The 25,221-nt window shown below is 67.1% G+C and carries 28 protein-coding genes; 20 read left to right on the top strand and 8 right to left on the bottom strand.

Annotated features, from left to right (window positions below; all coding sequences use genetic code 11):
• Positions 1-22: 22 nt before the first annotated feature.
• Positions 23-1,060: a cell division protein ZapE gene (gene zapE, locus N2K98_RS07610; RefSeq protein WP_255797959.1), complete on the bottom strand. Its 1,038-nt coding sequence runs from the start codon at positions 1,058-1,060 to the stop codon at positions 23-25.
• A gap of 154 nt (positions 1,061-1,214) precedes the next feature.
• Here zapE and N2K98_RS07605 point away from each other — a divergent pair, with 154 nt between their 5' ends.
• Positions 1,215-1,721: a hypothetical protein gene (locus N2K98_RS07605; RefSeq protein WP_255865398.1), complete on the top strand. Its 507-nt coding sequence runs from the start codon at positions 1,215-1,217 to the stop codon at positions 1,719-1,721.
• Between the two features lie 56 nt (positions 1,722-1,777).
• Here N2K98_RS07605 and N2K98_RS07600 read toward each other — a convergent pair whose 3' ends face one another.
• Positions 1,778-3,610, bottom strand: coding sequence for an HNH endonuclease (locus tag N2K98_RS07600; protein WP_255865397.1), 1,833 nt, complete (start codon positions 3,608-3,610; stop codon positions 1,778-1,780).
• A 529-nt stretch (positions 3,611-4,139) separates the two neighbouring features.
• Between N2K98_RS07600 and N2K98_RS07595 the strand changes: the two genes are divergently transcribed.
• The 3 genes from N2K98_RS07595 to ybaK all read left to right on the top strand — a co-directional run bounded on the left by N2K98_RS07595 (position 4,140) and on the right by ybaK (position 6,106).
• Complete coding sequence (locus N2K98_RS07595) at positions 4,140-5,039, top strand: sulfurtransferase (RefSeq protein WP_255797962.1); 900 nt, start codon at positions 4,140-4,142, stop codon at positions 5,037-5,039.
• A gap of 25 nt (positions 5,040-5,064) precedes the next feature.
• The gene (locus N2K98_RS07590) at positions 5,065-5,535 is read left to right on the top strand and encodes a SufE family protein (protein ID WP_255865396.1); all 471 of its coding nucleotides are present in this window, start codon (positions 5,065-5,067) and stop codon (positions 5,533-5,535) included.
• 61 nt (positions 5,536-5,596) lie between these two features.
• Complete coding sequence (gene ybaK, locus N2K98_RS07585) at positions 5,597-6,106, top strand: Cys-tRNA(Pro) deacylase (RefSeq protein WP_255865395.1); 510 nt, start codon at positions 5,597-5,599, stop codon at positions 6,104-6,106.
• Here ybaK and N2K98_RS07580 read toward each other — a convergent pair.
• Both N2K98_RS07580 and N2K98_RS07575 read right to left on the bottom strand, forming a co-directional pair.
• Positions 6,103-6,846, bottom strand: a complete 744-nt coding sequence (locus N2K98_RS07580) for a class I SAM-dependent methyltransferase (protein WP_255865394.1) — start codon at positions 6,844-6,846, stop codon at positions 6,103-6,105. The two genes, ybaK and N2K98_RS07580, sit on opposite strands and share 4 nt — an antisense overlap.
• A gap of 215 nt (positions 6,847-7,061) precedes the next feature.
• Positions 7,062-8,324 carry an alpha/beta hydrolase family protein gene (locus tag N2K98_RS07575; RefSeq protein ID WP_255865393.1) on the bottom strand — a complete coding sequence of 421 codons (1,263 nt, stop codon included), beginning with the start codon at positions 8,322-8,324 and terminating at the stop codon, positions 7,062-7,064.
• 94 nt (positions 8,325-8,418) lie between these two features.
• Here N2K98_RS07575 and N2K98_RS07570 point away from each other — a divergent pair, with 94 nt between their 5' ends.
• The 13 genes from N2K98_RS07570 (at position 8,419) to N2K98_RS07510 (ending at position 18,118) form a co-directional block, all read left to right on the top strand.
• Positions 8,419-8,910 (top strand): hypothetical protein, encoded by a 492-nt coding sequence (locus N2K98_RS07570; protein WP_255797968.1) that lies wholly within the window; start codon positions 8,419-8,421, stop codon positions 8,908-8,910.
• A gap of 14 nt (positions 8,911-8,924) precedes the next feature.
• Positions 8,925-9,371: a peptide-methionine (R)-S-oxide reductase MsrB gene (gene msrB / locus N2K98_RS07565; RefSeq protein WP_255865392.1), complete on the top strand. Its 447-nt coding sequence runs from the start codon at positions 8,925-8,927 to the stop codon at positions 9,369-9,371.
• A gap of 6 nt (positions 9,372-9,377) precedes the next feature.
• Entirely contained in the window at positions 9,378-9,926 is a 549-nt protein-coding gene (locus N2K98_RS07560; RefSeq protein ID WP_255865391.1) for a flavin reductase family protein, read from the top strand.
• A 140-nt stretch (positions 9,927-10,066) separates the two neighbouring features.
• Positions 10,067-10,387 (top strand): ferritin family protein, encoded by a 321-nt coding sequence (locus N2K98_RS07555; RefSeq protein ID WP_255865390.1) that lies wholly within the window; start codon positions 10,067-10,069, stop codon positions 10,385-10,387.
• A gap of 44 nt (positions 10,388-10,431) precedes the next feature.
• Positions 10,432-10,878 (top strand): hypothetical protein, encoded by a 447-nt coding sequence (locus N2K98_RS07550; protein WP_255865389.1) that lies wholly within the window; start codon positions 10,432-10,434, stop codon positions 10,876-10,878.
• A gap of 11 nt (positions 10,879-10,889) precedes the next feature.
• Positions 10,890-11,822: a hypothetical protein gene (locus N2K98_RS07545; RefSeq protein ID WP_260554144.1), complete on the top strand. Its 933-nt coding sequence runs from the start codon at positions 10,890-10,892 to the stop codon at positions 11,820-11,822.
• Positions 11,809-13,122 (top strand): V-type ATPase 116kDa subunit family protein, encoded by a 1,314-nt coding sequence (locus N2K98_RS07540; protein WP_255865387.1) that lies wholly within the window; start codon positions 11,809-11,811, stop codon positions 13,120-13,122. The genes N2K98_RS07545 and N2K98_RS07540 overlap by 14 nt, the downstream gene beginning before the upstream one ends.
• On the top strand, positions 13,119-13,574 hold the full coding sequence (locus N2K98_RS07535; protein ID WP_227933319.1) for an ATP synthase subunit C: 456 nt from the start codon (positions 13,119-13,121) through the stop codon (positions 13,572-13,574). The genes N2K98_RS07540 and N2K98_RS07535 overlap by 4 nt, the downstream gene beginning before the upstream one ends.
• A complete protein-coding gene (locus tag N2K98_RS07530; protein WP_255865386.1) occupies positions 13,571-13,804 on the top strand; it encodes a hypothetical protein in 234 nt (77 codons plus the stop codon). Before N2K98_RS07535 ends, N2K98_RS07530 begins: the two co-directional genes overlap by 4 nt.
• Complete coding sequence (locus tag N2K98_RS07525; RefSeq protein ID WP_255797977.1) at positions 13,801-14,328, top strand: V-type ATP synthase subunit E family protein; 528 nt, start codon at positions 13,801-13,803, stop codon at positions 14,326-14,328. The genes N2K98_RS07530 and N2K98_RS07525 overlap by 4 nt, the downstream gene beginning before the upstream one ends.
• Complete coding sequence (locus N2K98_RS07520; protein WP_257794427.1) at positions 14,313-16,109, top strand: V-type ATP synthase subunit A; 1,797 nt, start codon at positions 14,313-14,315, stop codon at positions 16,107-16,109. Before N2K98_RS07525 ends, N2K98_RS07520 begins: the two co-directional genes overlap by 16 nt.
• Positions 16,102-17,505, top strand: a complete 1,404-nt coding sequence (locus N2K98_RS07515) for a V-type ATP synthase subunit B (protein ID WP_255865384.1) — start codon at positions 16,102-16,104, stop codon at positions 17,503-17,505. The genes N2K98_RS07520 and N2K98_RS07515 overlap by 8 nt, the downstream gene beginning before the upstream one ends.
• Before the next feature lie 13 nt (positions 17,506-17,518).
• The gene (locus N2K98_RS07510) at positions 17,519-18,118 is read left to right on the top strand and encodes a V-type ATP synthase subunit D (protein ID WP_255865383.1); all 600 of its coding nucleotides are present in this window, start codon (positions 17,519-17,521) and stop codon (positions 18,116-18,118) included.
• 33 nt (positions 18,119-18,151) lie between these two features.
• On the opposite strand, the gene N2K98_RS07505 is transcribed toward N2K98_RS07510, so the two are convergent.
• The 4 genes from N2K98_RS07505 to N2K98_RS07490 form a co-directional block, all read right to left on the bottom strand.
• Positions 18,152-19,102 (bottom strand): aldo/keto reductase, encoded by a 951-nt coding sequence (locus N2K98_RS07505; protein WP_255865382.1) that lies wholly within the window; start codon positions 19,100-19,102, stop codon positions 18,152-18,154.
• 103 nt (positions 19,103-19,205) lie between these two features.
• Complete coding sequence (locus tag N2K98_RS07500; RefSeq protein ID WP_255865381.1) at positions 19,206-19,874, bottom strand: cyclase family protein; 669 nt, start codon at positions 19,872-19,874, stop codon at positions 19,206-19,208.
• 4 nt (positions 19,875-19,878) lie between these two features.
• Complete coding sequence (locus N2K98_RS07495; protein ID WP_255865380.1) at positions 19,879-21,288, bottom strand: purine-cytosine permease family protein; 1,410 nt, start codon at positions 21,286-21,288, stop codon at positions 19,879-19,881.
• Positions 21,289-21,298: 10 nt separating this feature from the next.
• Positions 21,299-21,790: a YybH family protein gene (locus tag N2K98_RS07490; protein ID WP_255865379.1), complete on the bottom strand. Its 492-nt coding sequence runs from the start codon at positions 21,788-21,790 to the stop codon at positions 21,299-21,301.
• Between the two features lie 254 nt (positions 21,791-22,044).
• Between N2K98_RS07490 and N2K98_RS07485 the strand changes: the two genes are divergently transcribed.
• From N2K98_RS07485 to N2K98_RS07475, 3 genes are all read left to right on the top strand, one after another.
• Positions 22,045-23,370: an extracellular solute-binding protein gene (locus tag N2K98_RS07485; protein ID WP_255865378.1), complete on the top strand. Its 1,326-nt coding sequence runs from the start codon at positions 22,045-22,047 to the stop codon at positions 23,368-23,370.
• A gap of 109 nt (positions 23,371-23,479) precedes the next feature.
• Entirely contained in the window at positions 23,480-24,349 is an 870-nt protein-coding gene (locus N2K98_RS07480) for a carbohydrate ABC transporter permease (RefSeq protein ID WP_255798171.1), read from the top strand.
• A 3-nt stretch (positions 24,350-24,352) separates the two neighbouring features.
• Entirely contained in the window at positions 24,353-25,216 is an 864-nt protein-coding gene (locus tag N2K98_RS07475) for a carbohydrate ABC transporter permease (RefSeq protein ID WP_255865377.1), read from the top strand.
• Positions 25,217-25,221: the final 5 nt, after the last annotated feature.

The following is a 25,221-nucleotide window of genomic DNA, read 5'->3' as shown; positions in this document are numbered from 1 at the left end:
TCCGCCGTTTAAAGGAGCAGTCCTACGACGCTTCTCCGGTCTGGCCTTCGCGGGCCAGCGCAGTCAGGCGGGAGACGGCGCGGAAGTACTTCTTCATGTACCCGCCCGCCATCATTTCCTTGGTGAACAGCTGATCGAACGGCACCCCGCTGGCCAGGATCGGCACGTCTTTGTCGTACAGCCGGTCAGCGAGCACCACAAAGCGCAGCGCCACGGACTGTTCGGTGATGGTCTGCACGTTGTGCCAGGCAACGGCTTCCACTCCGTCGAGCAGCTGCCGGTACCGGCTCGGGTGGACCTGGGAAAGGTGGTTGATGAGTTCGGAGAAGTCATCAACAGCGACGGTCCGGCCGGAGAATTCGGTTTCCATCCGGGCTTCCAGTTCCCCGTCCTGCAGCGGCTGCGGCGACTCGGGCAGACCGCGGTGGCGGTAGTCCTCACCGTCGATGCGGACGACGTCGAACTGATCCGCCAGCACCTGGATCTCGCGCTGGAAGTCGACGGCGGCAAAGCGGCCCTCACCCAAGGAACCCGGCAGGGTGTTGGACGTAGCCGCAAGCTTCACGCCGGCGTCGGCCAGTTCGCGCATCAGGCGGGACATCAGCACCGTGTCGCCCGGATCGTCGAGCTCGAATTCGTCAATGCAGACCAGCTTGTAGGCGCTCAGCGCATCCACGGTCTTGCGGAAGGTGAGTGCACCCACGAGGTTGGTGTACTCCACGAACGTGCCGAAGGCCTTGGGCCCTTCCACGGCGTGCCAGAGCGAGGCCAACAGGTGGGTCTTGCCGACGCCGAATCCGCCATCCAGGTAGAACCCGGCCTTGGTTTCGGGCTTCTTGCCGCCAAAGAACTTCCGCAGGCCGCTCGGCTCCGGGGTGTCGACGTCGGCCGCGAAGGAACGCATCGCGCCCACGGCTTTGGCCTGGGAGGGCTGTTCGGGATCGGGGCGGTAGGAATCGAAGGACACGCTGCCGAACCGGGGCGAGGGGAAGAATCCCTGCAGCAGTTCATCCACCGATACCTGGGGAGTCCGTTCTGTCAGGTGCTCGAGTTGTGCCACTGCGCGCTTTTCCGTCCGTTTGATGCCTGCATCCGGCACCATACGTGCCGGTTCTGCGGCGTTCTGCCGCCCTCGCAACGATACGCCAACGCGTCCGGGAATTTGGAACTGTTGCCAGTGGACTGCAGCTGTGTCTGCGGTCCATAGTCTGAGCATGACGCGGCAGCGGGACGGGGTAGGCGCCTCAGCTTATTCGTCTGAAGAACGGGCTTTGATGGGACTGGAGTTCGGCACGGCCGGGGCAGCCCTTGGTGGCGGCATCCTTCTGGCCCTGCGCCCCGATGGCGCTTTCCTGCACGCTGATCCGTCCGTGCTGCGACGGACGCCGTTTCGGGACTGGCGGCTTCCGGGCCTTCTCCTTGCCATGGGTTGCGGCGGCGGTTACCTAGCCGCTGGGATGCTGCACTTTCGACGCCACCGGGCTGCGCGGCGGGTTTCTCTGGCGGCCGGGTTGACCCTCATCGGTTTGGAGGCTTGGGAGATGGCGTTCATTGAGTTTCAGCCGTTGGAGGCTGTGTTCGTTGGAATCGGTGCCACCGTCGTCGTGCTGGCGCTGCGCCTTCCGCCGGAGGCGCCCGCTCCAGGAGCACTAGGTGCTGCAGGTGCACTCGCGCCGGCACATTCCCTGCACCGCCGGCGGCGCCGCGGAGGCGCCGGATGAACGCTGCCCCACGGCGACCGTAACGGATGCCCGTCTGCATCTCTGAGGGGACCGGGTCAGAACGGGGGCACCTGTTCCTGCAACGAATCTTCCAGGTCTGACTCCCCCTGTCCCTCTCGGGTGAAGTACATACCCGGATTCGGTGCCGTGTCCGGTAAGCCAAGTTCCAAGAAGGGCTCGGTTCGATAGACGCGTCCGGTTGGCGAGGTCCACTCGATCACCCCGGGCACGGGTTGGTTTGCCTTCCAATACCCGAGGGTCTTGAACCGGTGGTGACGGCGGCACAGGTGTTCCAGGTTTCCGTGGTCGGTGGGTCCGCCTTTCGCCCAGTCGACGGTGTGGTCGATGTCCGCGTTCGCGGTGCTGACCCGGCAGCCGGGGAACCTGCAGGTTCCGTCCCGTGCGCGGAGCCAGCGGCGGAGCCCGGCCGGGACTTTTCGGCGTCGTCCCACGCCCAGAATTTCGCCCGTCTGCGGGTCTTGGGCCAATCCGGTCCAACCGACGGCGTTCCTTGCCAGCCTGCGTGCCGCTTCGGCGCTGATGGGTCCGTAACCGTGAAGTTCCGCAGGTTGGTCGTCGGCTCCGAAGAGGGTTTCGGCGCTGATCAGGACCATGATTTCCGTCCGGGGTACGATTCCCTCGTCCGGTCCTGCCCCGCCTCCCCCGGTTCCGTGCGCACCGCTGGGAGCACCGCCACTCCGGCCAGTCCAGCCTGCACCGTCACCCGTATGGCCTGCCCCGCCGCTACGGCCGCTCCCGCCGGTATCCGTGACACGGGTTGAGCCGAGGCCGCCCATCAGCAACTGAGCCAGAATATCCGCACGCAACTGGTCCGTGGTCCGGGAATCCCCGGCTGCCTGTTCGCCCCGTGCGGCGGTACTGAGCGTCGCGTAGATCTGCTGGGCTTCTGCCGCCTGCAGATAGGCGGAGAGGCAGGACATTCCGTCCTCTTCGCGGTCCAGGGTGACCTTGCGCTGCTCGAACGCGGTCAGGTGCCGTTTACTGATGCTCTCCGGGAATCTCCTCTCGCGCAGCCGGCGGGCCTTGGCGGAGAACTGGGACCGGGTTTGGCCCTCCGCTGCTGCCAACAGGTCAGCTTCAAACTTAGGCAGTTTCGCCGCTGGCACGTCTTGGCACTGGTCCAGCACCACCTGCGCGTGCTGGTAACTCAGCTGTCCTTCTTCCAAGGCGGTCAGGGTGGCGGTGTGGGTGCTGCACAGTTTGCCTGCTTCGAACATCATCCGTTGGGCCGTGACCTGCGGGAGATTCAGGATGGCGGCACATTCTGACGCTGCCAGGCTGAACGCCATCCCAGGTTCGAGCCGCCCCGAAGCGGCGTGGAAGTCCTCCCTGAAGATCTCTTCCATCCGGTTCACCAGACGCGCCTCCTGTGCCTGCACCCAGGACATCAGATGCGCCATCCGGGACAGGGTTTCGCCGACCATCTGCTCGTCAAAGGCTTCAAGGTTCTGCAGCGCCAGTGTCCCGGTAAAACCGTCCGGGAAACCGCCGGCAGCCACGCCGTCCGGGCCTGCGAGGCCAGCGCCTTCAGGTTCTGTAGATGCGGTTTCCGCGTCGTCGGGAGCGGAAGTGTCCTCGGCATCTTCGTTCGGAGGGACACCGGGATTGGAGCTACCGGTCTCCCCGACGGGATGGTCGGCGGCCTCGGCGCCGTCCTTCGGAATGGTGGCGGCGGAAGTGTCGGCACTCGCGTCAGCAGGCCCGGCAGGCTCAGCGGCCCCGGCAGGCTCGGTCGCTAGTTCAGCCCGGTACACCGACAGGGTGCAGGCCGCACGGGGCTCATCCGTTTCACCAGCGGTCCCATCCGGCCGCTGGGCTTCACTGTCTGGTTCTTCGGTTGTCCATTCGGTGTTCCCGAGCCGATCCATACCTCACGATTTCATTCCGCACTGACATTTCCGGGCCAAAAACAGCCTCGAACAGCCTCCTCCGAAAACCTAAAATACGCGTCTTTTTGAGACGACTACGTGCTGAGAAAACCGGGCATTTTGACCTGGCAGCAGGACCAAACAGACCCCATCCGAATATGGCCCTCAGGCCATCCCTCTCGGCCCTCCGTCTCGGCCCTCCGGTGCCTCGGGAAGCTTGCGTGTGGCACCCGCCCACGGCGGCAGCACAGCATCCCACCGGGTGGTGCTGGGGCCGGTGGGGCCTCAGCAGGCATCCCCAACCCCAAACCGTGGGACAGCGTCCCGGATGGCTTCACCCTCCCAGCACAGCATCCCACCGAGTGGTACTCCCGGGGCCGGTGGGGCCTCAGCAGGCATCCCCAACCCCAAACCGTGGGACAGCGTGCCGGATGGCTTCACCCTCCCAGGTTCAGCCCATGGAAGTTTTCGGCCCCCGTCGTCGTTAGGCTAGATAGAAGCCCAATTGCCGAGGAAAGAAGTTTCGCGTATGTCGATCGCAGCTGACAGCAGCCCCAAGTTCTCCGCCTATGCCCATCCGGAACGCCTGGTCTCCACACAGTGGCTGGCAGAGAACCTGGAGGCTGAGAAGCTGGTGGTCCTTGAATCGAACGAGGACATCCTGCTGTACGAAACGGGACACATCCCCGGTGCCCGGAAAATCGACTGGCACACCGACCTCAACGATTCCGATACGCGGGACTTCGTAGACGGCAAGGCCTTCGCCCAGCTGATGGCCCGCAAGGGCATCACCCGGGACTCCACCGTGGTGATCTACGGCGACAAGAGCAACTGGTGGGCGGCCTACGCCCTGTGGGTTTTCACCCTCTTCGGCCACGAGGACGTTCGGCTGCTCGACGGCGGCCGCGACAAGTGGATTGCAGAAGGCCGGCCGGTGACCACGGACAAGGTTTCCGTGGACCCCACCGAATACCCCGTGGTGGAGCGCGACGACGAGAAGATCCGCGCGTTCCTGCCCGACGTCGTCGGACACCTGGGCAAGGGACCGCTGATCGACGTCCGCTCCCCCGCCGAATACACGGGCGAACGCACCCACATGCCCGACTACATGGACGAGGGCGCCATGAAGGGCGGGCACATCCCCACCGCAAAGTCCGTCCCGTGGAGCAAGGCCGCAGCCGAAGACGGAACCTTCCGCGCACGCGAGGAACTCGAGGCGCTCTACAAGGACGACGCCGGGCTGAAGGAAGGCGACGACGTCGTGGCCTACTGCCGCATCGGCGAACGTTCCAGCCATACCTGGTTTGTGCTGAAGCACCTGCTCGGCTTCGAGTCCGTTCGTAACTACGACGGGTCCTGGACCGAATGGGGCAACGCCGTGCGCGTCCCGATTGCCCGTGGTGAAGAACCCGGCAACGCCCCCAGCTGAAGCCCCAAGTAAGAGAGATTTACCCATGACTGCCACACCCGAAAACGCCGTCCCGGACTCCCTGGCCGAGATCATCGACGACTTCCAGGCGATGGAGGAATCCGACCGGCTGGAACTGCTGCTGGAGTTCTCCCGCAGCCTGCCCGAACTGCCGACCGAAATAGCCGACCGCCCCGAGCTGCTGGAACAGGTGGTGGAATGCCAGTCGCCGGTGTTCCTCAGCCTGGATGTGGATGACTCCCCCGAGCATCGAGTTTCGCTGTTCTTCAAGGCACCGCCGGAGGCTCCCACCACCCGCGGGTTCGCCAGCGTGCTCTACGAAGGCCTGAACGGTCTTCCGGCCGCCGACATCCTGGCTGTCCCGGCCGATGTTCCTGACCGTCTGGGACTCACCCGGGCCATCACCCCGCTGCGCATGCGGGGAATGTCCGCCATGCTGGGACGCATCAAGCGTCGGCTCGCCCAGCACGAGAAACTGGCACAGCAGCCGGCGTAGCCCGTAACCGGCCGGGCTTAGATGTAACTAGGGCGGCCGCAGAAGCACAGGAGGCGCAGCCATGTCAGGACACCGGGACAAGCATTCGGGGAAGGGCGCGACGCCGGCCACCAAGGTACTGGACGACGCCGGGGTTACGTACACGGTGCGTCACTATGAGCACGACGCCGGCGCGCCGTCGTACGGGATGGAAGCCGCGGAGAAGCTGGGCGTGCCGCCCGAAGCTGTCTACAAGACGCTGATGGTGGACCTGGGCGGGCACCTCGCCGTGGCCATGGTTCCGGTGGCCCTGAACCTGGACCTGAAGAAGTTCGCCGCGCTGATGGGTGCGCGCAAGGCCGCGATGGCCGACCGCCGGGACGCGGAGCGGCGGACCGGCTACATGGTGGGCGGCATTTCGCCGCTGGGCCAGAAGCACTCTTCCCCCGCAGGAATCGATTCCCGAGTGGAACTGCTGGACACGGTGTATGTATCGGGCGGCCGGCGGGGCCTGCAGATCGGACTTTCACCCTTTGATCTGATCCGGCTCACCCACGCCATCACGGCCCCCATCGCCGCGGCGCCTGCTTAGCGGCGGTTCCGCTCTCCTTTGGAAAGGTGGTGCAGCGCGTAGCCGTAGCTGAGCCGGACGCGCTGCGGTTCCTGGGCTAGCCATTCATCGGCGGTCCCGTTGGGGAACTCCATGCTGACCACGTCAACCAGGTCCTGAGGACTATCAAAGGTCCAGCTGCTCATGACCAGGGATGTGGTGGCACCCTGCTGCGCCCACCAGTCTTTGATGTACTTGCCCTCGCCCTGATGCGCCGATGCGTTGGCCGCCTCAAGCAGGGCGGCAAAGTCGCCGTCGTGCTGGTCGTTGTCGATGACGACCAGCGATCCGCCCGGACGCAGGACCCGCAGGACTTCCTCCAGCCCCGCCGTGCAGTCGTTCTGTGGCGAAGGAAAGAAGTACGCGAACCGGGCATGGACAACATCCACCGAGGCGTCCGGCAGCGGGATGTGCTCAGCCGAGCCATGCAGGACCTCGGCTCCGCCGGGCCTGGACCGGGCGGCCGCGAGCAGCTCCGGATCGGGTTCGACGCCGATGACCGACTTTGCGAGTTCGGCGTAGCGCGGAAGCCAGAAGCCGGTTCCGCAGCCGAGATCGAGGAGAGTCCGTCCGGCCCAGGGCGCAAGGCGGGCAAGTGCGTCCCAGACCGTCCCTTCTCGGTCAAAGGCCCGGTTCTCCACCTCGTACAGCTCAGGATGGGCGCCTTGGTTCCAGGCCGGGAAAAAGTCGTCCAGTGGAGCGGTCCCCTGTTGGTCCTGCATTTTTTATTCCCCCATAAATGTGTCAGTGCGCATCTAACCTACTCGGTGCCGGCGCTTGTCCTGGGTCCGGTCCGACGCCCGGCCTGATTTCCCTGCAGTTTGTGCATTTCCCTGCAGTTTGTGCATTTCCCTGCGCCGCGCCGCGCGGGGATTGTCACAAACCGCAGGGTTTTACCCAAAACGGAGGAAAACTGTCGGCACCGCCGAAGTACCCGCTACTCCGCGTCGAGACGGTGCTCGGAAGGATGCCGGGTGCGGCCCAGGGCGTCGTTAAGCCAGCCCAGGACCACGCGCTCCCACCGCTCGGGATCCACGTTGTATTCCTTGGTGTGCCGGGCCTTGGTGAAGGGTTCGAAGGTGATGACATCCGGGTTTTTCTCCGCCAGTTCCGCAGACGGCCCGTACGGCACGAAGTCGTCGTCCTTGCTGTGCAGGATCAGGGTAGGGATCCGGATTTCCTCCGCACGCGTCACCCAGTCCATGCTCTTGAGGTCCAGCGGAGCCGCCAGTCCGGTGAGCGCGCGTCCGGCAGCGTTGGAGATCAGCCACTGGCCCAGCCGGCCGGCCTGCGCCGGAATCCGGTTCACCCGGGCATGGTGGGCCAGCACGTCCACCCAGTTGATCACCGGCCCGTCCAGCACCATGGCACGGATGTACCGGCGCAGCGGCGAGCGGTCCGCAGCCTGCAGGCTGATCGCCCCGCCCATGGACCAGCCAAACAGCACCACGTCGCTGGCTCCGTGGTCCAGGGCGTAGCGGATGGCCGCCTCCACATCCTGCCACTCGGTCAGACCCAGCCCGTACCGGCCGTCGGAGGCGTAGGGGGCCTCGCCGTCGTTCCGGTAGGAAATCACCAGGCTGGTGAGCCCGGCTTCTCGGGCGGTACGCAGCGCGCGAAGGCATTCGGTCCGGCGCGCGCCGCGGCCGTGGACCATGATGGCCCAGGTATCGGCACCGGGGGTACGCACCAGCCAGGCCGGTGCCGTTCCGTTTTCGACCGGGATCTCGACTTCCTCCTCGGGCAGCCCGACGGCGGCCGGCGAGGGATAGACGGAACCGCTCCACCAGCCACGCCGTGCCTTGCTCAGATCGCCGCTGTACACCTCTTCCACATCCCGCTGCACCGTGCCCTCACGCGGCACGTAGGAACGGATGGCCCCGATCCGGGCATGCCCGTCGCCGTTGTCGAAGTACAGGCTGTACGTGCCTTCGACCGTGGTGTCCAGGTTTGCCGGCAGGATGACCTGCCGACCGTGTTCGCTGTCCGTGACCGCCAGGATCTCCAGGTTCGCGTCCCGCGTGCGGGCCGGGGTGACCACCTGGCGCGCGAAGTAGATGCCGAGGCCGGAGGCGGCCGCTACGACGGCGGTGGAAGCCGCAGCACCGACGCCGGCGCCGAACGCCGTCCAACGGACCCACGGAACCGAGAGAACCGGGGTGGTGCCGGAGGATGCATCGGAAGGAACGGAGATAGCCATAGAACATTTTTACCGGATGCGCGCCGGGACCGTGTAACGGCAGGCCGGTAGCCCCCGGTGGGGCGGGAGGGACGGGCGTACTAGGCTGGTGCGCATGACTTCGACAATTGTGGTGCTGACGGAAGAATCGCTGGGTAGCCGCGACATAGAGAACCTGCGGTCCTTGGTGGGCGATGCCCCCGTCCGCTTTGACGTGCTGGTGCCCGCCGATCCGGGCCGGAACCTGCTGGTGGACGTGCTGGACAACCTCAGCCTGCTGGATTTCGCGGAGGCCTTCCGGAACCTGACCGGCGGCCGCCCGTCCAAGGCCGACGAGGTGAAGGAAGCGGTCACTTCGCTCGCCGATTCCCTGGAAGAGCTGCAGGCAGCCGGCCTGGAGGCCACCGGCACGGTCACGGGTGAAGACCCGGTGGCCGCCGTCGTCGAAACCGCCAAGCGCACGCACGCGGACCAGGTGGTCGTGATTACCCGGCCGCACGCCGTCGAAGACACTTTCCGTACGGACTGGGCCAACGAGGCGCAGGACCGGCTCGGCGTTCCCGTGCTGCACCTGTACAGCGGCTCGGGATTTATTGGTGACTCTTAAGCGTTGACGCTGACATGACTACCGAAGAGAACACCGGAACCGTCCCGGTCCAGAAAACCGACGAGCAGTGGCGCGAGGAACTCACTCCGCAGGAGTACGCCGTGCTGCGCAAGGCCGGCACCGAACGGCCGTACACCGGCGAGTACTGGGACACCAAGACCGCCGGCGTTTACCAGTGCCGTGCCTGCGGGAGCGATCTGTTCACCAGCAGTGAGAAATTCGATTCGCACTGCGGCTGGCCGTCCTTCTTCGCCCCGCTGGCCGAGGGCAAGGTCCGCTACCTGCATGACCGCAGCATGGGCATGGACCGGATTGAAGTGCGCTGCGCCAACTGCGATTCCCACATGGGACACCTGTTCGAAGGCGAAGGTTTCGACACGCCCACCGACCAGCGGTTCTGCATCAACTCGATCTCCGTGAAGCTGGTCCCGCAGGACGCGTCCGCGAACCCAGCGGAGTAGGAACCCATGGAGCACGGAGTTTTTCCCGGGGAAACGGTTGCCGGGGCGGACATTCCGGACGAGGTCATTGACCGGTACCGGGAGCTGAGCGCGGACATCGCGTCCGGCGTCGGCGTGGTGTCAACGCGACTGCGCGGACGGGATTACGCGGCGACCGTCAGCGGGTTCCTCTCCGTCTCCTACGATCCGCCCACCCTCCTGGTGAGCCTGTACGCCGAGGCACGCATTGCCGAAGCAGTGATCGACGCCGGCAGCTGGGCCCTAAGCCTGCTGCCGGCGCGGCTGCGCGGCACTGCCAACTGGCTTGCCAGTCCCGGCTCGCCGGTCGAAGGGCTGCTGAACCAAGTGAACTACGGCCGCGCACCGGAAACCGGTGCCGCGGTCATCGAGGATTCCATCGCCTGGTTCGAGGTCCGCACCACGCAGGTGACGACGGCGGCCACCCACCAGCTGATCGTGGGCGAGGTGGTGGCCATGGGCCGCCGGGCCGGCGCCGACGACGAGGCGGACCCGCTGCTGCACTTTGCCTCCGCCTACGCCCGGCTGGCCCACTGACCTTTCGTTCCTTCCGCCTCGGCCGCTCCGCCCGGCCGGAACCATTGTTTCCCCACCGTGCCCCACGTAACGTCGATGAACGGGGGAACGTTTCGCAGCCGGCTGGACGCTGCGGAGCCACCGGTCCTCAGGAGATGCAAATGGGCACAGACCAGTACCATGAGCCGCCTTCCGAACTTCCCGCAGAAACGCGGACCTTTGCGCGTATGTGCGCCAGCCTGGCCGAAGAAGCCGAAGCCATTGGCTGGTATGTGCAGCGGATGGCCGTGGAGCCCGATGCCGATTCCCGGGCCATCATGCTCGATTCGCTCGGTGAGGAGTTCAAGCACTTCAGCATGGAACTTGAATTCCTGCTTCGCCGCACTCCCCTCTGGCGGGAAATCGCCTACGGCATCCTCTTCACTGAGGGCGACATAGTCCGCCACGGCGAAGCCTCGGAGGCCGAAGCCACCGGAGACTAGCCCGCAGCAACCCGCAACCACTCCTCCGCTCAGGGAGGTGCCGCATGGCACGCAACAGCCTGCTGGACCGTTTCCGACCCGTCGGCGCGCCTGGACCGGCCGGCCCGGCCGGCGTCCCGGCCGCTGACGATGAAGGAACAGCCGCCGAACTTATCCCCGTCTTCGAAGCACTTGACCCAACGATCGAGAAGGGCAGCGGGCAGACCCGAACCGCCGGAGACCAGGCACAGCAGACCGTCGCCGCTGCCCGGCGCCAGGCCGCTGCCCTGGTAGAGCAGGCCCGGATGGACAGTGCGGCCGTGCGGGCCGACGCCGCAGCGCGGGTCTCCGCCGACGCTGAACGCGAAAATGAACGCCTGCTCGACGAAGCACGGGACGAGGCCCGGAGACTCCGGAGCCAAGGTGAATCACGGGTTCCGGAACTTGCCTCCGCCATAGTGGCGGACCTGGTGCAGGACCTGCTGGGCCGCGGAACGGATACCGGCCAATGAGGGCGGATTGGGTGGCAGCCAGCGTGCGGGCCCGGTCCATGGCGCAGCGGAGGGTAGGCGCCGGCGCCTGCCGGGAACTCTCCGCGCTGCCGGACCTGCCGGCCGCCGTTGAAGCCTTGGAGGGATCGGTCTATGCCAATCAGTTGTCCGGCGCCCGGACACTTGGATCCTCCCAGCAGGCCACCCGGCGAACCGTGCTCTGGCAGCTGCGTGTCCTGGCGGGTTGGCTGCTGGCCGGCCAGGACACGCAGCTGGTCCGGGCAGCCGCCGCACGGTTCGAGGCGGACAATGTCGTTGCCCTCGCCGCCGCGCTGCAGCGGAATTCCGGGTTGGAGCCGGAGCCAGGCTCCGATTCGGCCTCTGAGTACGATCTGGGCGGACTGGCCACGGCCTGGCCCCGGCTGCGTACGGCCGACTCCCCCGAAAGCCTTCAGGTGATGCTGGCCGCGTCGCCCTGGGGCGACCCCGGACCCGCACCGGCACTGCCGGACATGCTCACCGCCGTCTGGCTGCGCCGGCTGGCCTCGGCCGCCCCTGCAACACGCCCGTGGGCTGTTGCCGGTGCCGTGCTGCTGGCCGCCCGCCTGCTGCTGGTGACCGGAACCGGCACCACGGACCGGCTGGTATCCCTGCTCCGTCCATTGATCGGCACCGGCTGGACCGAAGCTGCGTCGCTGCCGGAGTTGACCGCGTCATTGAGTCCGGCCGCCGGACAGGTCCTGGCCGAGGTCCAGGAGCCGCAGGACCTGTGGCGGGCGGAGGCCCGTCTCGCCGCGCAGGTGGAAGCGGACGGTTTCGGCCTGCTGCGCGCCGGGCTGCCCGGCCCGGACGTCATTGTCGGCGCCATGGCGGTCCTCGCTGCCGATGCCTGGCGGGTCCGGGCTGCACTGGCCGCCGCGGCTGCCGGCACCGGAAGAAGCGAGGTGCTCGATGCCGTGGCGTGAAACCCTCAGTCCGGTACGGATGGAACGCATTGCCCTGGTCTGGCCGCTCGAGGGCCGCCGGCCAGTGCTGACCGAGGTGGCGGACAGCGCCGCCGTCGAACTGGATCTACCCTACGAACCCGGTGACGGACCCGACGAGCTGGACCGCGCCGCGGACGCCGCCGTCGTGCACGGTCCCGTGGCCGCGCTGGTTGGCTGGTCCCCCACACGGCAGCTGCCGGAACTCCGGAAGGCCCTGGAACCGCACGGCGCTTCGGCGGTTCCCCTGCGCCGGCCGCACGGCGTGCAGCCGCCCACCCAGCTGACCGGCGAGGAACGACGCCGGCCCCGTCTGTCACGGCTGCTCGTGGACACGTACACCACCGTTCCCTATGCGGATCTGGACCCTGCACGGATAGCCGCGGTGGCCTACGTGGTGATGTTCGGGATGATGTTCGGCGATGCCGGACAGGGGGCGTTGCTGGTGATTGCCGGGCTGCTGGTCCGGTTCCTTCGCGTGCCCTGGCTGGACCGCTACCGCAGGACGTGGCTGTTCATTACCGGCGCGGGTGCCGCTGCGGTGTTTTTCGGGTTCCTCTACGGGGAGTTCTTCGGCCCCACCCATGTGCTGCCGGTGCTGTGGCTGGAACCACTCGAAGAACCCATCCCACTGATCGTCGCCGCCCTGGTGCTGGGCGCCGTCCTGCTGGCCGGGTCCTACGCACTGGGCACCATCAACCGGGTCCGCGAGGGCGGCTGGGGGTATGCCCTCTACGCCCGCTCGGGGCTGGCCGGCGCGCTGCTGTTCGCGGCGATCGGGCTGGTGGCGTGGGGGCTGCTGGCCGGCAGCGCGGTGATCCTGGTGGCCGCCGGAACCGCCGCACTGATCGCTTTGGTGTTCATCTTCATCGGCCTGTTCGTGGAATCCGGCGGCGGACCCACCGGCGGGCTCCAGGCCACCGTGGAGCTGGTGGACACCGTGGTGCAGCTGGCCTCCAACCTGGTGTCCTTTACCCGGCTGGCCGCGTTCGGCCTTACCCACGCGGCCCTGATGATGGTGGTCTGGCAGGCTACAACGGCCATCTGGGAACCGGGCTGGCGGATCATCCCCGCCGTCCTGATGTTCGTGCTGGGCAATGTGCTCACCTTCGCCCTGGAAGGCCTCGTCGCTGGCATCCAGGCCCTGCGGCTGGAGTACTACGAGCTCTTCTCCCGCGTCTTCACAGAGGAGGGACGCCCGTTCCGCCCCTGGGCCCCCGATCTTGGCCCCGCCTCCGCTGCCTCCGCTGCCTCCGCCCCTGCTGAAAGGCACCTGCCGTGAATCCCTGGTTTGCCGTCCTTCCACTGGCCCTGTTCCTTACCGTCCTGCTGGCCGGGGGTGCCCTGGCCCTGATGCGCCGCCGCCGGCGGGCGGGCGTCCGCGCGCTGCTCGGGTTGAACGGCGTCCTCATGGCCGGAGCGCTGGCCCTGCTGGTCTCCGCCCTGAACGCGGCCCCGGCCACGGCCGGCGACGGCGGAGCTGCCGCCACCGCTGTCGCTGCGGCGACCGATGGCAGCGACAGCAGCGGTGCAGCCCTGATCGGCGCCGCGATCGCCGTCGCCGGTTCCTCCATCGGCGCAGCCATCGCCGTGGCCTACACCGGCTCGGCTGCCCTGGCGGCGATGAGTGAGCGGCCGGAAATCTTCGGCCGCGCCATGGTGGTGGTTGGGCTTGCCGAAGGCATCGCGATTTACGGGCTGATCATTTCCATCATCCTCATTGGCCAGGCATGAGCCGCCGGGAAGGAACCGTGGCGGCGGTGGGCAACCCGGCCCTGCTGGAGGGATACCGGCTGGCAGGGGCCGTGCTTTACCCGGCCGCGGGAGCAGCGGACGTGCGGGCGGTCTGGGCCGGCCTGCCGGACTCGGTGTGCGTTGTCCTGCTCACGCCCGACGCCGCCGCGGAGCTGGGCGTCGAACTGGCGGATCCGGCGTCGCCCCTCACCGTGGTGCTGCCTTCATGACCCGGCTGCCGCAGGGCGCGGAGGCAGCCCTGGACCCGGTGCGACAGGCACTGCGTCGGAACGCCGAAACGGAAGCTGCCCGGTTGGACGCCGAGGCCAGGCAACAGGCGGCGGATCTGCTCGGCCGGGCCCAGGCGGAGGCGGACGCTATCCACCGAACCGCGCAGCGCGAGGGGGCCGAAGCCGCCAGGGCCGACGCCGCTGCCTCCTCCGCACGCGCCCGCCGGGAGGCACGCCGGACGGTGCTGGCTGAACAGGAACACCTGCGGTCGCTGCTGGCCGAACAGGTGCAGGAGCAGGTGCATGAAGTCCGGAGGGACCCGCGCTACCCGCAGATCCTGCGGCGGCTGACCGCGCAGGCGGACCGCGTTCTCGGACCCATGGCTTCCGTGACCGAGAGCTACAAGGGCGGCGTGATCGGAACGGCGGGCTCACGGCGGCTGGACCTCTCGCTGCCCACCCTGGCCGATCAGGCACTGGAGGACCACGCCGGGGAGGTGCGGCGGTTATGGGACGACGCGTGAGGACTCCGGACCCGGCAGAATCAGCAGGCGACGGCCGGATCACCCGGGTGAGCGGACCGCTGGTGGAAATCAGCGGACTGCCTGGGTTGTCCATGCTGGAGGTGGTCAATATCGGCCCGGACGGCATTGCCGCGCAGGCCATCGCCATCAACGGCGACGAAGCCACCCTGCAGGCGTATGAATACACCGGCGGGTTGAAGGCCGGCGACCGTGCCGAACGGACCGGCCATCAGCTGGCCGGGCTGCTGGGTCCGGGACTGCTGGGCACGGTCTTCGACGGGCTGCTGCGCCCCTTGTCTTCGGCGCCCCTGTGGCTGACGCAGGAGCGGCAGAGTTCCGCGGAAGACCCGGCAGTGCTGGAAACCCGGTGGGAGTTCGCGCCGTCGGTAGCCGTCGGCGAGACGGTGCAGGCCGGCCAGATATTGGGCACCGTGCCCGGAGTGGGGACGATCGAGTTCCGGGTGCTGGCGCCGCCGTCGGTCTCCGGGGAGGTGAGCTGGCTGGCCGAAGGCAAGGTCCGGCCGTTGGATCCCGTGGCCCGGATCGGCGGAGTGGAGGTGCCGCTGGCGCAGCGCTGGCCGGTGCATAGCCCCCGGCCTTTCGGCGAGCGCATCACCGATGTGGTTCCGCTGCAGACCGGGCAGCGGGTGCTGGACCTGCTCTTCCCGGTGCCCCGCGGCGCGGCAGCCGCGGTACCCGGGGGCTTCGGCACCGGAAAGACCCTCACCCTGCAGCAGATTGCCAAGTGGTCGGACGCGGATGTGATTGTCTATGTGGGCTGCGGCGAGCGCGGCAACGAGATGGCGGACGTGCTGGACGGGCTTTCCGGGCTGGACGATCCCCGTACCGGCGGGAAGCTGATTGACCGGACCGTCATCATCGCCAATACCTCCAACATGCCCATGATGGCCCGGGAAGCATCCATCGCCACCGGCGTCACCGTGGCCGAGTTCTTCCGGGACATGGGCTACGACGCCGTCGTGATTGCCGATTCCACCTCCCGCTGGGCCGAGGCGCTGCGCGAGTTCGCCAACCGCAACGGCGACCTCCCTGCCGAGGAAGGGTATCCGGCCTCCCTTGCTAGCGAACTCGCGGCGTTCTATGAGCGGGCCGCGCGGGTACGCACGTTGGGCGGGGCGACGGCGTCGGTCACTGTGATCGGGGCGGTCTCCCCTCCCGGCGGGGACATGAGCGAACCGGTGACCACCGGCACCCAGCGCTTTGTCCGCACGCTGTGGCTGTTGGACCGGGACCTCGCCTACTCCCGGCATTACCCTGCCGTCAGCTGGCGCGGCTCCTTCTCCCGGGATGCCGAGTCACTGGGCCGCTGGTACTCCGCCCATGGGGATCCGCAGTGGGCGCAGCGCCGGGCGCAGGCTTCCCTACTCCTCTCGGAAGCTGACCGGCTGACCGCCCTGGCGGAAATCATCGGTGCTTCCTCCCTCCCCGGGCATGAACAGATGGTCCTCCTCGGCGGGCGGCTGATCCGCGACGGGGTGCTGCTGCAGAACGCGCTCAGCCCCAATGACGGCTACAGCTCCGAGGAAAAGGGTGCCGCCCTGCTGCAGGCGGTGCTGGACGTGGTGGAGACCTGCCAGACCCTGGTGGCCCGCGGAGTGCCGCCGGCCGACGTCGACCGCTATGACTTCTCCCCCATCCTGCGGCTGCGTGAGGACACCGGGCCCACAGATGCCGCCGGCGTGCAGGAGCGCGGGCGGGCCTTCGTGCGGCGGCTTACCGAGACACTGGACCAGCCATCGACGGGAGAAGCCCATGGCTAGCGGCAACCGGGCCCGGGTGGGCCACAGTGATGTGCGTGAGCTGCGCGGACCGCTGCTGGTTCTCGGCGACACGGAGGGCGTGGGCTGGGACGAGTTCGCGACCGTCGACGTCGACGGCGGTCCCCAGCGGCACGGGCTGGTGCTGGAGATTGACGGTGACGAAACCACCCTGCAGGTACTCGAAGGCACCGAGGGTATTGCACTGGGAGGAGTGGAGGTCCGGTTCCAGGGCCGGCCGCTGGCGGTCCCGGTAGGCACCGGCTGGCTCGGCCGGGTATGCAACGGGCGGGGGGAACCGCTCGACGGCGGCCCGCCGGTCACCGCGGACGATACTTCCCCGGTGGGCGGCTGGCCGCTGAACCCCGTCTTCCGGGAGCCGCCGCAGGACCCGGTGATCACCGGCATCTCCGTGGTGGATGCCCTCACCACTCTGGTCCGCGGACAGAAGCTGCCCATCTTCTCCATCCCCGGGCTGCCGCACCTCACCCTGGCCACGCAGATCGCCGCGCAGGCGACCGCGTCCTCCGGGCGGGCCTTCCGGGTGGTGTTCGCCGCCATGGGGATGACCCATGCCGATATCGCCTATGTCCGCGACCGGCTGGAGGAACGCTCCGCCGCCGGTGAACTGGTCCTGCTGCTGAACGCGGCCGACGATCCGGTGATTGAACGCATCCTGACCCCGCGCATCGCCCTGACCATCGCCGAGTCCCTGGCCTACGACGACGGTTCCGATGTGCTGGTGGTGATGTCGGATATGACCAGCTACGCCGAGGCAGTACGCGAAGTGTCCGCTGCCCGCCGGGAGATCCCCGCCCGGCGCGGCTACCCGGGTTATCTCTACAGCGACCTGGCCACCCTGTACGAACGCTGCGGACGGGTCCGCGGCCGGGAGGGCTCGGTGACCATTGTCCCGGTGCTGACCATGCCCGCCGGGGACATCACCCACCCGGTGCCGGACCTGACCGGCTACATTACCGAGGGGCAGGTGGTGCTCGACGGCGACATCGACGCCCGCGGCATCTACCCCCCGGTGGATGTGCTCTCTTCGCTGTCCCGGCTGATGCGCAGCGGCGCCGGGCGGGGACGCACCCGCGAGGACCACCTCGACGTCGCCGCGCAGATCCTGTCCGCCATGGCCCGCGCCCGGTCCGCCTCGGAACTGGCCGAACTGGTGGGAGCGGCCGCGCTGAGCGAAACCGACAAGGCCTACATCGAGTTCCGCACCGTGGTGGAGAAGGAGCTGCTCAACCAGGGGCGGGACGAGCTGCGCACCCTGGAACAGACACTGGATCTGGCCTGGCAGGCGCTGTCCCTGCTGCCGCGGCGGGAACTGACCATGCTGTCCGCCGAGTTCCTGGACCGGTACCTTCCCGGGGCGGGCGGCGCGACGCCATGAGCGGAGACCGGTTATGAGCGGGTTCCGGTCCGGCGGCAGCCGCGCCGAGCGGTCCGAGGTGCAGCGGCGGCTCGCCACGGCCCGGCGCGGGGCCGAGCTGCTGGACCGGAAGCAGCGCATCCTGCAGGCCGCCATCGACGGGCTGCAGGAACGCGCTGATGCGGGGGCCCGTGCCTGGGAAACCAGCGCCCGGACGGCTGCGGTGTGGCTGCAGCGCAGTACCGGTCTGGATGGTGCGGACCGGCTGCTGGAGGCCTCGCCGCCGGACCCCGCGGTCGCCGTCGTGCAGTGGGGCGGAGCGATGGGCATCTCGTATCCCGAGTCCGCATCCTGCACGGTCCCGGCGTCGCCGCCGGCCGGCGGCAGTTCCGCCCTTGCCTTCGCGGCGTCGGCGCACCGGGCAGCCTTGGAAGCGGCCGTGGCTGCGGCGGCCGGGCAGCGGGCGCTGCTGCTGGTGTCGGAGGAACTCGCTGCCACCCGGACGCGGCAGCGGGCGGTGGAGAACCGGTGGATCCCCCGGCTGGAGGAACAGTTGGCGGCCATTGAACGCCGGATCGCCGAGCAGGAACTGGAGGAGAGCCTGCGGCTGCGCTGGGCAGCCGGGCTGATGTGAGGCGGGGCGGCCCTGAGCGGGACAAGGACCCGCTCAGGGCACGTTGTGGCCCGCTGCCTGCAGGAGTCCGTACCACTCGCCCCTGGTCAGCGGAATGTCCGATCCCTGTGCGGCATCGGTGACGCGCTGCGGCGTCGTGGTCCCGAGGACCACCTGCATCCCGGCCGGATGCCGGGCGATCCAGGCGACCGCGATCGCGGTAGGAGTCACCCCGTACTTCACCGCGAGCCTGTCGAGTTCGGCATTCAACTCCGGGTAGTCGGGCGACCCGAAGAAGACGCCGCCCTGGAACCCTCTCTGGAAGGGCGACCAGGCCTGCAGCGTGATCTTGTTGATCCGGGCATAGTCGACCAGGCCGCCGCCGTCGCGGGTGATCGAGTCGTCATGGCTGGTCATGTTCGATGACAGGCCCTGGGCGATAATCGTGGAGTGCGTGATCGAGAGCTGCATCTGGTTAGCCACGATCGGCTGCCGCACCGCGGTCTTCAGCAGGTCGATCTGGCGCGGGGTGTGGTTGGAGACTCCGAAGGAGCGGACCTTTCCGCTGGACTCCAGGTGGTCGAAGGCACGGGCGACTTCCTCGGGTTCGACCAGGGCGTCAGGCCGGTGCAGCAGCAACACATCGAGGTAGTCGGTGCGCAGCGCCTTCAGCGATTCCTCTGCCGAGGAGACGATGTGTTCGTACGACTGGTCGTAGCCCCAGGGGTCGTCGACGATGCCCGTCTTGGTCTGCAGGTTGATCTGCCCGCGCTCTGAGGAGGCCAGCTGCAGCGCCTCGGCGAAACGGCGCTCGCACAGGTGGTAGCCACCGCCCGGGTGGTTGAACCCGTACAGGTCGGCGTGGTCGAAGAAGTCGATCCCCGCCTCGCGGGACGCCGTATACAGGGCACGGATCTGCTCATCGGTGTCGCCGGCGATGCGCATCATTCCCGCAATGACGTTGGGCACCAAAAGGTCGGTACTGCCGAAGGGCACAGTCTTCATTGGTTCCTCCAGGTGGGGCTTTGGTCGGGGAGGCGTGTCCCGGGGCCCCAGCCTATCGGGTTGCTGCTCGGCAGGGTGCCGGACCGCCGGAACCGGGAGCGGGTCAGGGCCTAAACGCCACGGCGCGCACGGGTGAACCGTCCAGCCCCTCCAGCCGCAGCGGCAGCGCGGAGAACCACGGATCAGCCCACGGCACGGCGCCCAGGTTTGTCAGGTTCTCGACGATCCCGCCCCCGGACCCCAGGAAAACATCGTGGAACGGCAGGAACGTTTCGCCCTGCGCGTGCCCGGGTGCCGCCGGTCCGGGCGTCGGATCCGGGTTGAGGATATCGACGCCGACCAGCCGCACCCCGGCCGCCACAAGACGCTCGGCGATCTCGGTATCGAAGGTCGGGTGCTCCAGGTAGACGGGCGTATCGAAGTGCCGGGACCAGCCCGTGGAAAACAGCACGATGGTTCCGGGCAGCAGGTTCTCCAGTTGCCCGCTCACGTCTTGCCAGCCAAGGACGGTGTTGACGGAGGGCTCGGGCAGGGAAACGATCCGCGCCGGTCCCATCAGGGCCTCCAGCGGCATCGCGTCCACTGCCGCGCCGCCCTGCACGGTATGCAGCGGCGCATCCAGATGTGTTCCGGAGTGGCTGCCCAGGTGCAGCTGCGCCACGGCGAAGCCGTCCGCAGCCACGGTGGCGGCACTGCGGAACTCTACGGACGGGTCGCCAGGGAACACCTGCATTCCGGTGCGGACCGGATGGCTGAGGTCGATTGCCTGCACAGCGCTAGGCTGTTCCGCCGGGAACCGGGGCAGGTTCGCTCAGGTGCAGGGAACGCGGCCGGCCCGAAACCACGCGGCCGGTCGCGGCACACCAGCCGAGGTAGAGGACAAAGGTGACGGCAAAGGTGGGGATGGTGGCCCCGAGCGGACTGGGCAGCACATAGGTCAGCAGCAGGGAGGCACCCGCGCCCACCAGCCAGGCCACCAGCGCCGCCGCGTTGATGCCGCTCCGGAACCAGTACCGTCCCCCGCTGCCAAGCAGGATGTCCGCGCTGTACGAGCGTTTCTGCACCACGTAATAGTCCGCGATCATCACCGCGAACACCGGAATGAACAGGGAGCCGATTACGGTCAGGAAGGACGTGAAACTGTCCAGCAGTCCCAGCCAGGTGGAACCGAGGACGGACACGGCACCCAGCACGACGGCCGTGGGAAGGAACCGGATCCGCCGGGACGGCACCATGTTCACCACGGAGGAGACCATGCCGTACACCACCATGGTGTTGGTGGCCATCACGGACAGGAAAATCACCACGGCCAGCGGTGCACCGAAGATCCCCACGATCAGGGCCGGGTCGAAGCCCACCGCCTCGCCGCCGTCGAGCACAACATAGCCGATGGCGGTGGCGCCCAGCGCCATGGCCAGAACCGTCGAAACCACGTAGCCGACGGCGGAGCCGGCCACGCCGGCGGTCTGGGACTTCGCCAGCCGGTTGAACTCGGCGGAAAGGACGGTCCAGGAGATGGCCGTGGCAATAACGATGTCGAGCACCGAGATCGCGGACATCCCGGCGTCGGCGTCCCGGGGAATGGCAGCGAAGTCAGCCACGGGGAATTCCCGGAACGCGACGGTGAAGACGTACGCCATGATGGCCAGGATCACCAGTGCCAGCCACGGCTCCACCCGGGCAATGCCCTTGTGGCCGAAGATGGCCAGGGCCACCACCAGCAGCTGGCAGAGCACGGAGAAGAGGACGGGGCTGGAGAAACCGGTGGCGCGTTCCACCAGGAAGTTCACCGTGACTCCGGCAAGCATGGCCTGGACCCAGCTCCACCCCATCAGGATGACCACGTTCGCGGCCACGGGCAGGAACGAGCCGCGCAGTCCGAACGACCCCTTGGTCAGGGACATGGTGGGCAGCCCGGTGCGGGTGCCCATGTTGCCCACCAGTACCAGTACGGCTCCCCCGATCAGGGTGCCCAGGACGATCATGCCCAGTGCCATGGGCCAGCTGACGCCCGGAACAAACAGGGTGCCGGTGAGCAGCGTGGTGACCACCAGGTTGGCGGCCAGCCAGATCATGCCGATGCGTCCGACGCCGAGGGTGCCGCGGAGCGGACCGTAGCCCTCGGCATCCTTGTCGAGGCGGTGGGAAAGACGGGCCCAGGCGGACGGCTGCGCGGTTGCTGACATCGGATTCCCCTTAGGCAACAACGACGACGGGTGTGACGGCGGCGTCGGCGCTTTCTGCGGCACCCGCATCCGCCGGCTCAAGGCTGAAGCCGGGGTCCGGCACCGGGGAAAGATGCTCGTGGACAGCCAGGATCCGGTCACCGGACCGGACGAAGACGATCGTTTCCCGTTCCCTGGTCGTCGCCGTTGCCCCCGGCGTACCCGCCGTTGTCAGCACTGTGTGGCTGAATACGGCGCTGGGACCGTACACCTGCACATGTGCATCGGTGCTCTCGCACGCCGAGACGGACCAGCCTTCAGTGAGCCAGAACGCCCAGAGTGCCTCGTATTCGGCGCGGCTTTCCAGTCTGGCCGGCTCCGTGTGGAAGACAAAGGTTGCCTCCGGAGCGAACGCCGCGAAGTACTCCTCCGTGTCCGTGCGGGAGAACGCGCCGACCAGGCGTGCCGCGGCTTCGAGGACATCGTTTTCGGACAGGGACCGGGCCGGAGTGGGGGTATCCATGGCCAGCCTTTCAGAACGGGCTGCGCACAGCGTGGGCGGGTGAGACATTCTTCGAAAACGCACTCTAAGGAAACAAGTGGTGCGTATTAGAAAACCTGCTCTAGTTTGAAGTGAGCCGGGTCACGTGTCAAGCGGAGGAGATCCCACTCGATGTTCGCGCAGTCGGGATCATGGCCTAAATCCCGTCCATGTACTAGCCTCGCCACCAACAGGGCCGTCAGCGGCTGGGGGAAGTCATGGATCAAAGGAGAACCATGCGCGGCATAAAGAAGACCTTTATTGCATTGACAGTCGTGGGCCTGGCCCTTACCGGCTGCTCCGGCGATTCCAGCGGGGAGGACTCCCAGACCCTGCTGATTGCGTACAAGAAGGCTGACCCGGTCCTCGAATCCCTGATGGAAGACACCAAAGAGCAGTTTGAGGCTGCCAATGAGGGCATCACCGTGGAACTGAGCCCGATTGAGGGCAACGACGACGATTACGCGACCAAGCTGGCTCTCTCACAGCGCTCCCCCGACACCGCTCCGGACGTCTTCGTGGAGGATTCGTTCAAGCTGCGGGCCGACGTCGACGCCGGCTACGTCCTCGCGCTGGACGAGTACCTCGCCGACTGGGAGGACTGGGACGCGTTCAACGAAACCGCGAAGGAAGCCGGAACGGGCGACGACGGCGGCATCTACGCGGTCCCGCTGGAAGCGGACACCCGGGTCATTTGGTACAACCGGAATGTCCTTGGTGCCGCCGGTATCGAGCTGCCGTGGCAGCCTGAAAACTGGGACGACCTGCTGGAGATGGCCCGCACAGTCAAGGCGGCCAACCCCGACGTGGTGCCGTTCAGCATGTATGCAGGCACCATGCAGAGCTTCTACGAACTGCTGTACGGCACGGAAGACGGTGCCCTGTACGACGAGGACGAACAGAAGTGGGTAGTCGGCTCCCAAGGGTTCATCGATTCATTGGACTTCCTGAAGACCATCTACGACGAAGGGCTGGCAGTCACTCCGGCCCAGGCGCTGGATCCGAACATCTGGCAGGAGATTGTGGGCGACATGCTGCCGCAGGACCGCATGGGCGCCACCGTCGAAGGCTCCTACGCCCCGCAGTTCTGGCAGGAAGGGGCGGATTATGAATGGCCGGAATACGGCGAAGTGATGGCGACGTCACCGTTCCCCACCCAGAACGGACAGGAGCCCGGCGCCGTGAGCATGTCCGGCGGCTGGACCCTCGCCGTGGGTGCCGGAAGCGAAAACCCCGAGCTGGCCGTGGACTTCGTGAAGATGGCCATGAACTTCGACAACTCGCTGGCCTACACGGTGGACGCCTCGAAGATAGCCGTGCGCAACGACGTCGCTGAAACTTCCGAATACCAGGACATGAACCCCTTCGCCGGGGAGGTCACCGAGGTGCTGGAAGTGAGCCGCTACCGCCCGGCAACAGCAGACTTCGCCGAAATCGACACCGCGGTGCTCACGGCCACCCAGGAAGTAGTGGCCGGAGGTAAGAGCCCGGAGGAGGCAGCAGCCGACTATGACGAGGCCCTGAAACGGATCGTCGGCGAAGACAACGTCATTGAAAAGTAGTCCGGACCTGTCAAGCACGTCCCCCGCCCGGGCCGCCGGCACAACCGCGGGCCGGGACCGGGACCGGCCCGTCGGGCAGGCTCCCCGGCCGCGGACACCGCCGTCGACCGTGCGGCTGCGGCAGACCGTCCGCCTCCTGCCGCTGCTGCCCGCCGTCGCGCTGCTGCTGGTGTTCCTCGGCGGACCCATCCTCTGGGCCTTCTACGGTTCCTTCACCGATGCGGGCCTCACCGGCGCCAGTGCCCGGAACCCGGAATGGATCGGGCTGGACAACTACGCCACCCTGCTCACCGATCCGCAGTTTCCGCACTCCCTGTGGCTGACGTTCCTGTTTGTCCTCGGATCCGCCGTCATTGGCCAGAACTGCCTGGGACTGGCGCTGGCCCTGGTTATGCAGCGCGCCAACCGCGTGGTGGCTGCGATTGTGGGCACCTGCGTGGTGGCCGCATGGGTGCTGCCTGAAATTGTCGCTGCTTTTATTGCCTACGCGTTCTTCTTCCGGGACGGAATGCTGAACCAGCTCACCGGACTGGCAGGGCTGCCCGTAGTGGACTGGCTCTACGAATACCCCATGCTGGCCCTGGTATTCGCGAACATCTGGCGGGGCACCGCCTTCTCGATGATGAACTACCAGGCCGCGTTGAACGACGTTCCGCCGGAGATCACCGAATCAGCAACCATCGACGGTGCCGGCGGAATACAGCGGCTGCGGTTCATCACGCTGCCCATGATCAAGAGCAGCATCGCCACCAACCTGATGCTGATCACCCTGCTGACCCTGGGCACGTTCACCCTCATCTACGTGGTGACCAGCGGCGGGCCGCTCAATGCCAGCACAACGCTGCCGATCATGGCTTACGAGCAGGCCTTCCAATACGGAGACATCGGCTACGGCACCGCCATTGCCGTTGTGATGCTGCTTATCGGAGCGGTGTTTTCAATTGCCTATATCCGCATGCTGCGGGAAAGGAAGGACTAGTCCATGGCCGCCGTCGCCACCGCTGCGCCCGCCACCCCCGCCCGCGGGGCCGGGAAAACCCGCAGCGCCCGCACCGCCAATATTGTGCTGGTGCTGCTTGCAGCCTGCTTCCTGCTGCCGCTCAGCTGGCTGCTGGCCGCCTCGGTGAACGCCGATGCCACCTACGAGCTGGCTGTCCCGACAACACTCACCCTGGAGAACTTCGCCGCCATCATGACGGCGCAGCAGACGTTCATTCCCCTGCTGAACAGCTTCATCCTCGCCGTCGGTTCCGCCTTGGTCACCGTCACGGCAGCAGTGCTCGCCGCCTACCCGCTTTCCCGCTACCAGATGCGCTTCAAGCGCCCGTTTATGTACACCATCCTCTTTGGCACCTGCCTGCCGATCACCGCCATCATGGTGCCGGTGTACAGCCTGTTCGTGCAGCTGAACCTGCTGGATTCGCTGGCCGGCACCATCTTCTTTATGGGCGCCACCTTCCTGCCGATCGCGATCTGGATGACCAAGAACTTCATGGACTCCGTGCCCGTGTCGCTCGAGGAGGCGGCCTGGATTGACGGGGCTTCCTCCATGAAGGCGCTGTTCTACGTGGTGCTCCCGCTGATGCGGCCGGGTCTGGCAGTGGTGTTCATCTTCGTGTTCCTGGAGGCGTGGGGAAACTTCTTCGTTCCGTTCATCCTCCTTTTCTCACCCGACAGCCAGCCTGCGGCAGTGAGCATCTTCCGCTTCTTCGACGAGTACGGCGGTGTGGCCTACGGCGAGCTGGCAGCCTTCTCCATCCTGTATTCGCTTCCGGTGATCGTTCTGTACATCGTTTCCCGCGCATTGGGCGGCTCGTTTGCCCTCAGCGGGGCAATGAAAGGTTAGGGTGA

Origin of the sequence: Arthrobacter jinronghuae (genome assembly GCF_025244825.1) — a bacterium.
GTDB classification, from domain to species: Bacteria; Actinomycetota; Actinomycetes; order Actinomycetales; family Micrococcaceae; genus Arthrobacter_B; species Arthrobacter_B jinronghuae.
Note: the sequence above shows the minus strand (reverse complement) of the source record. Positions and strands in the feature narration are given on the sequence as shown.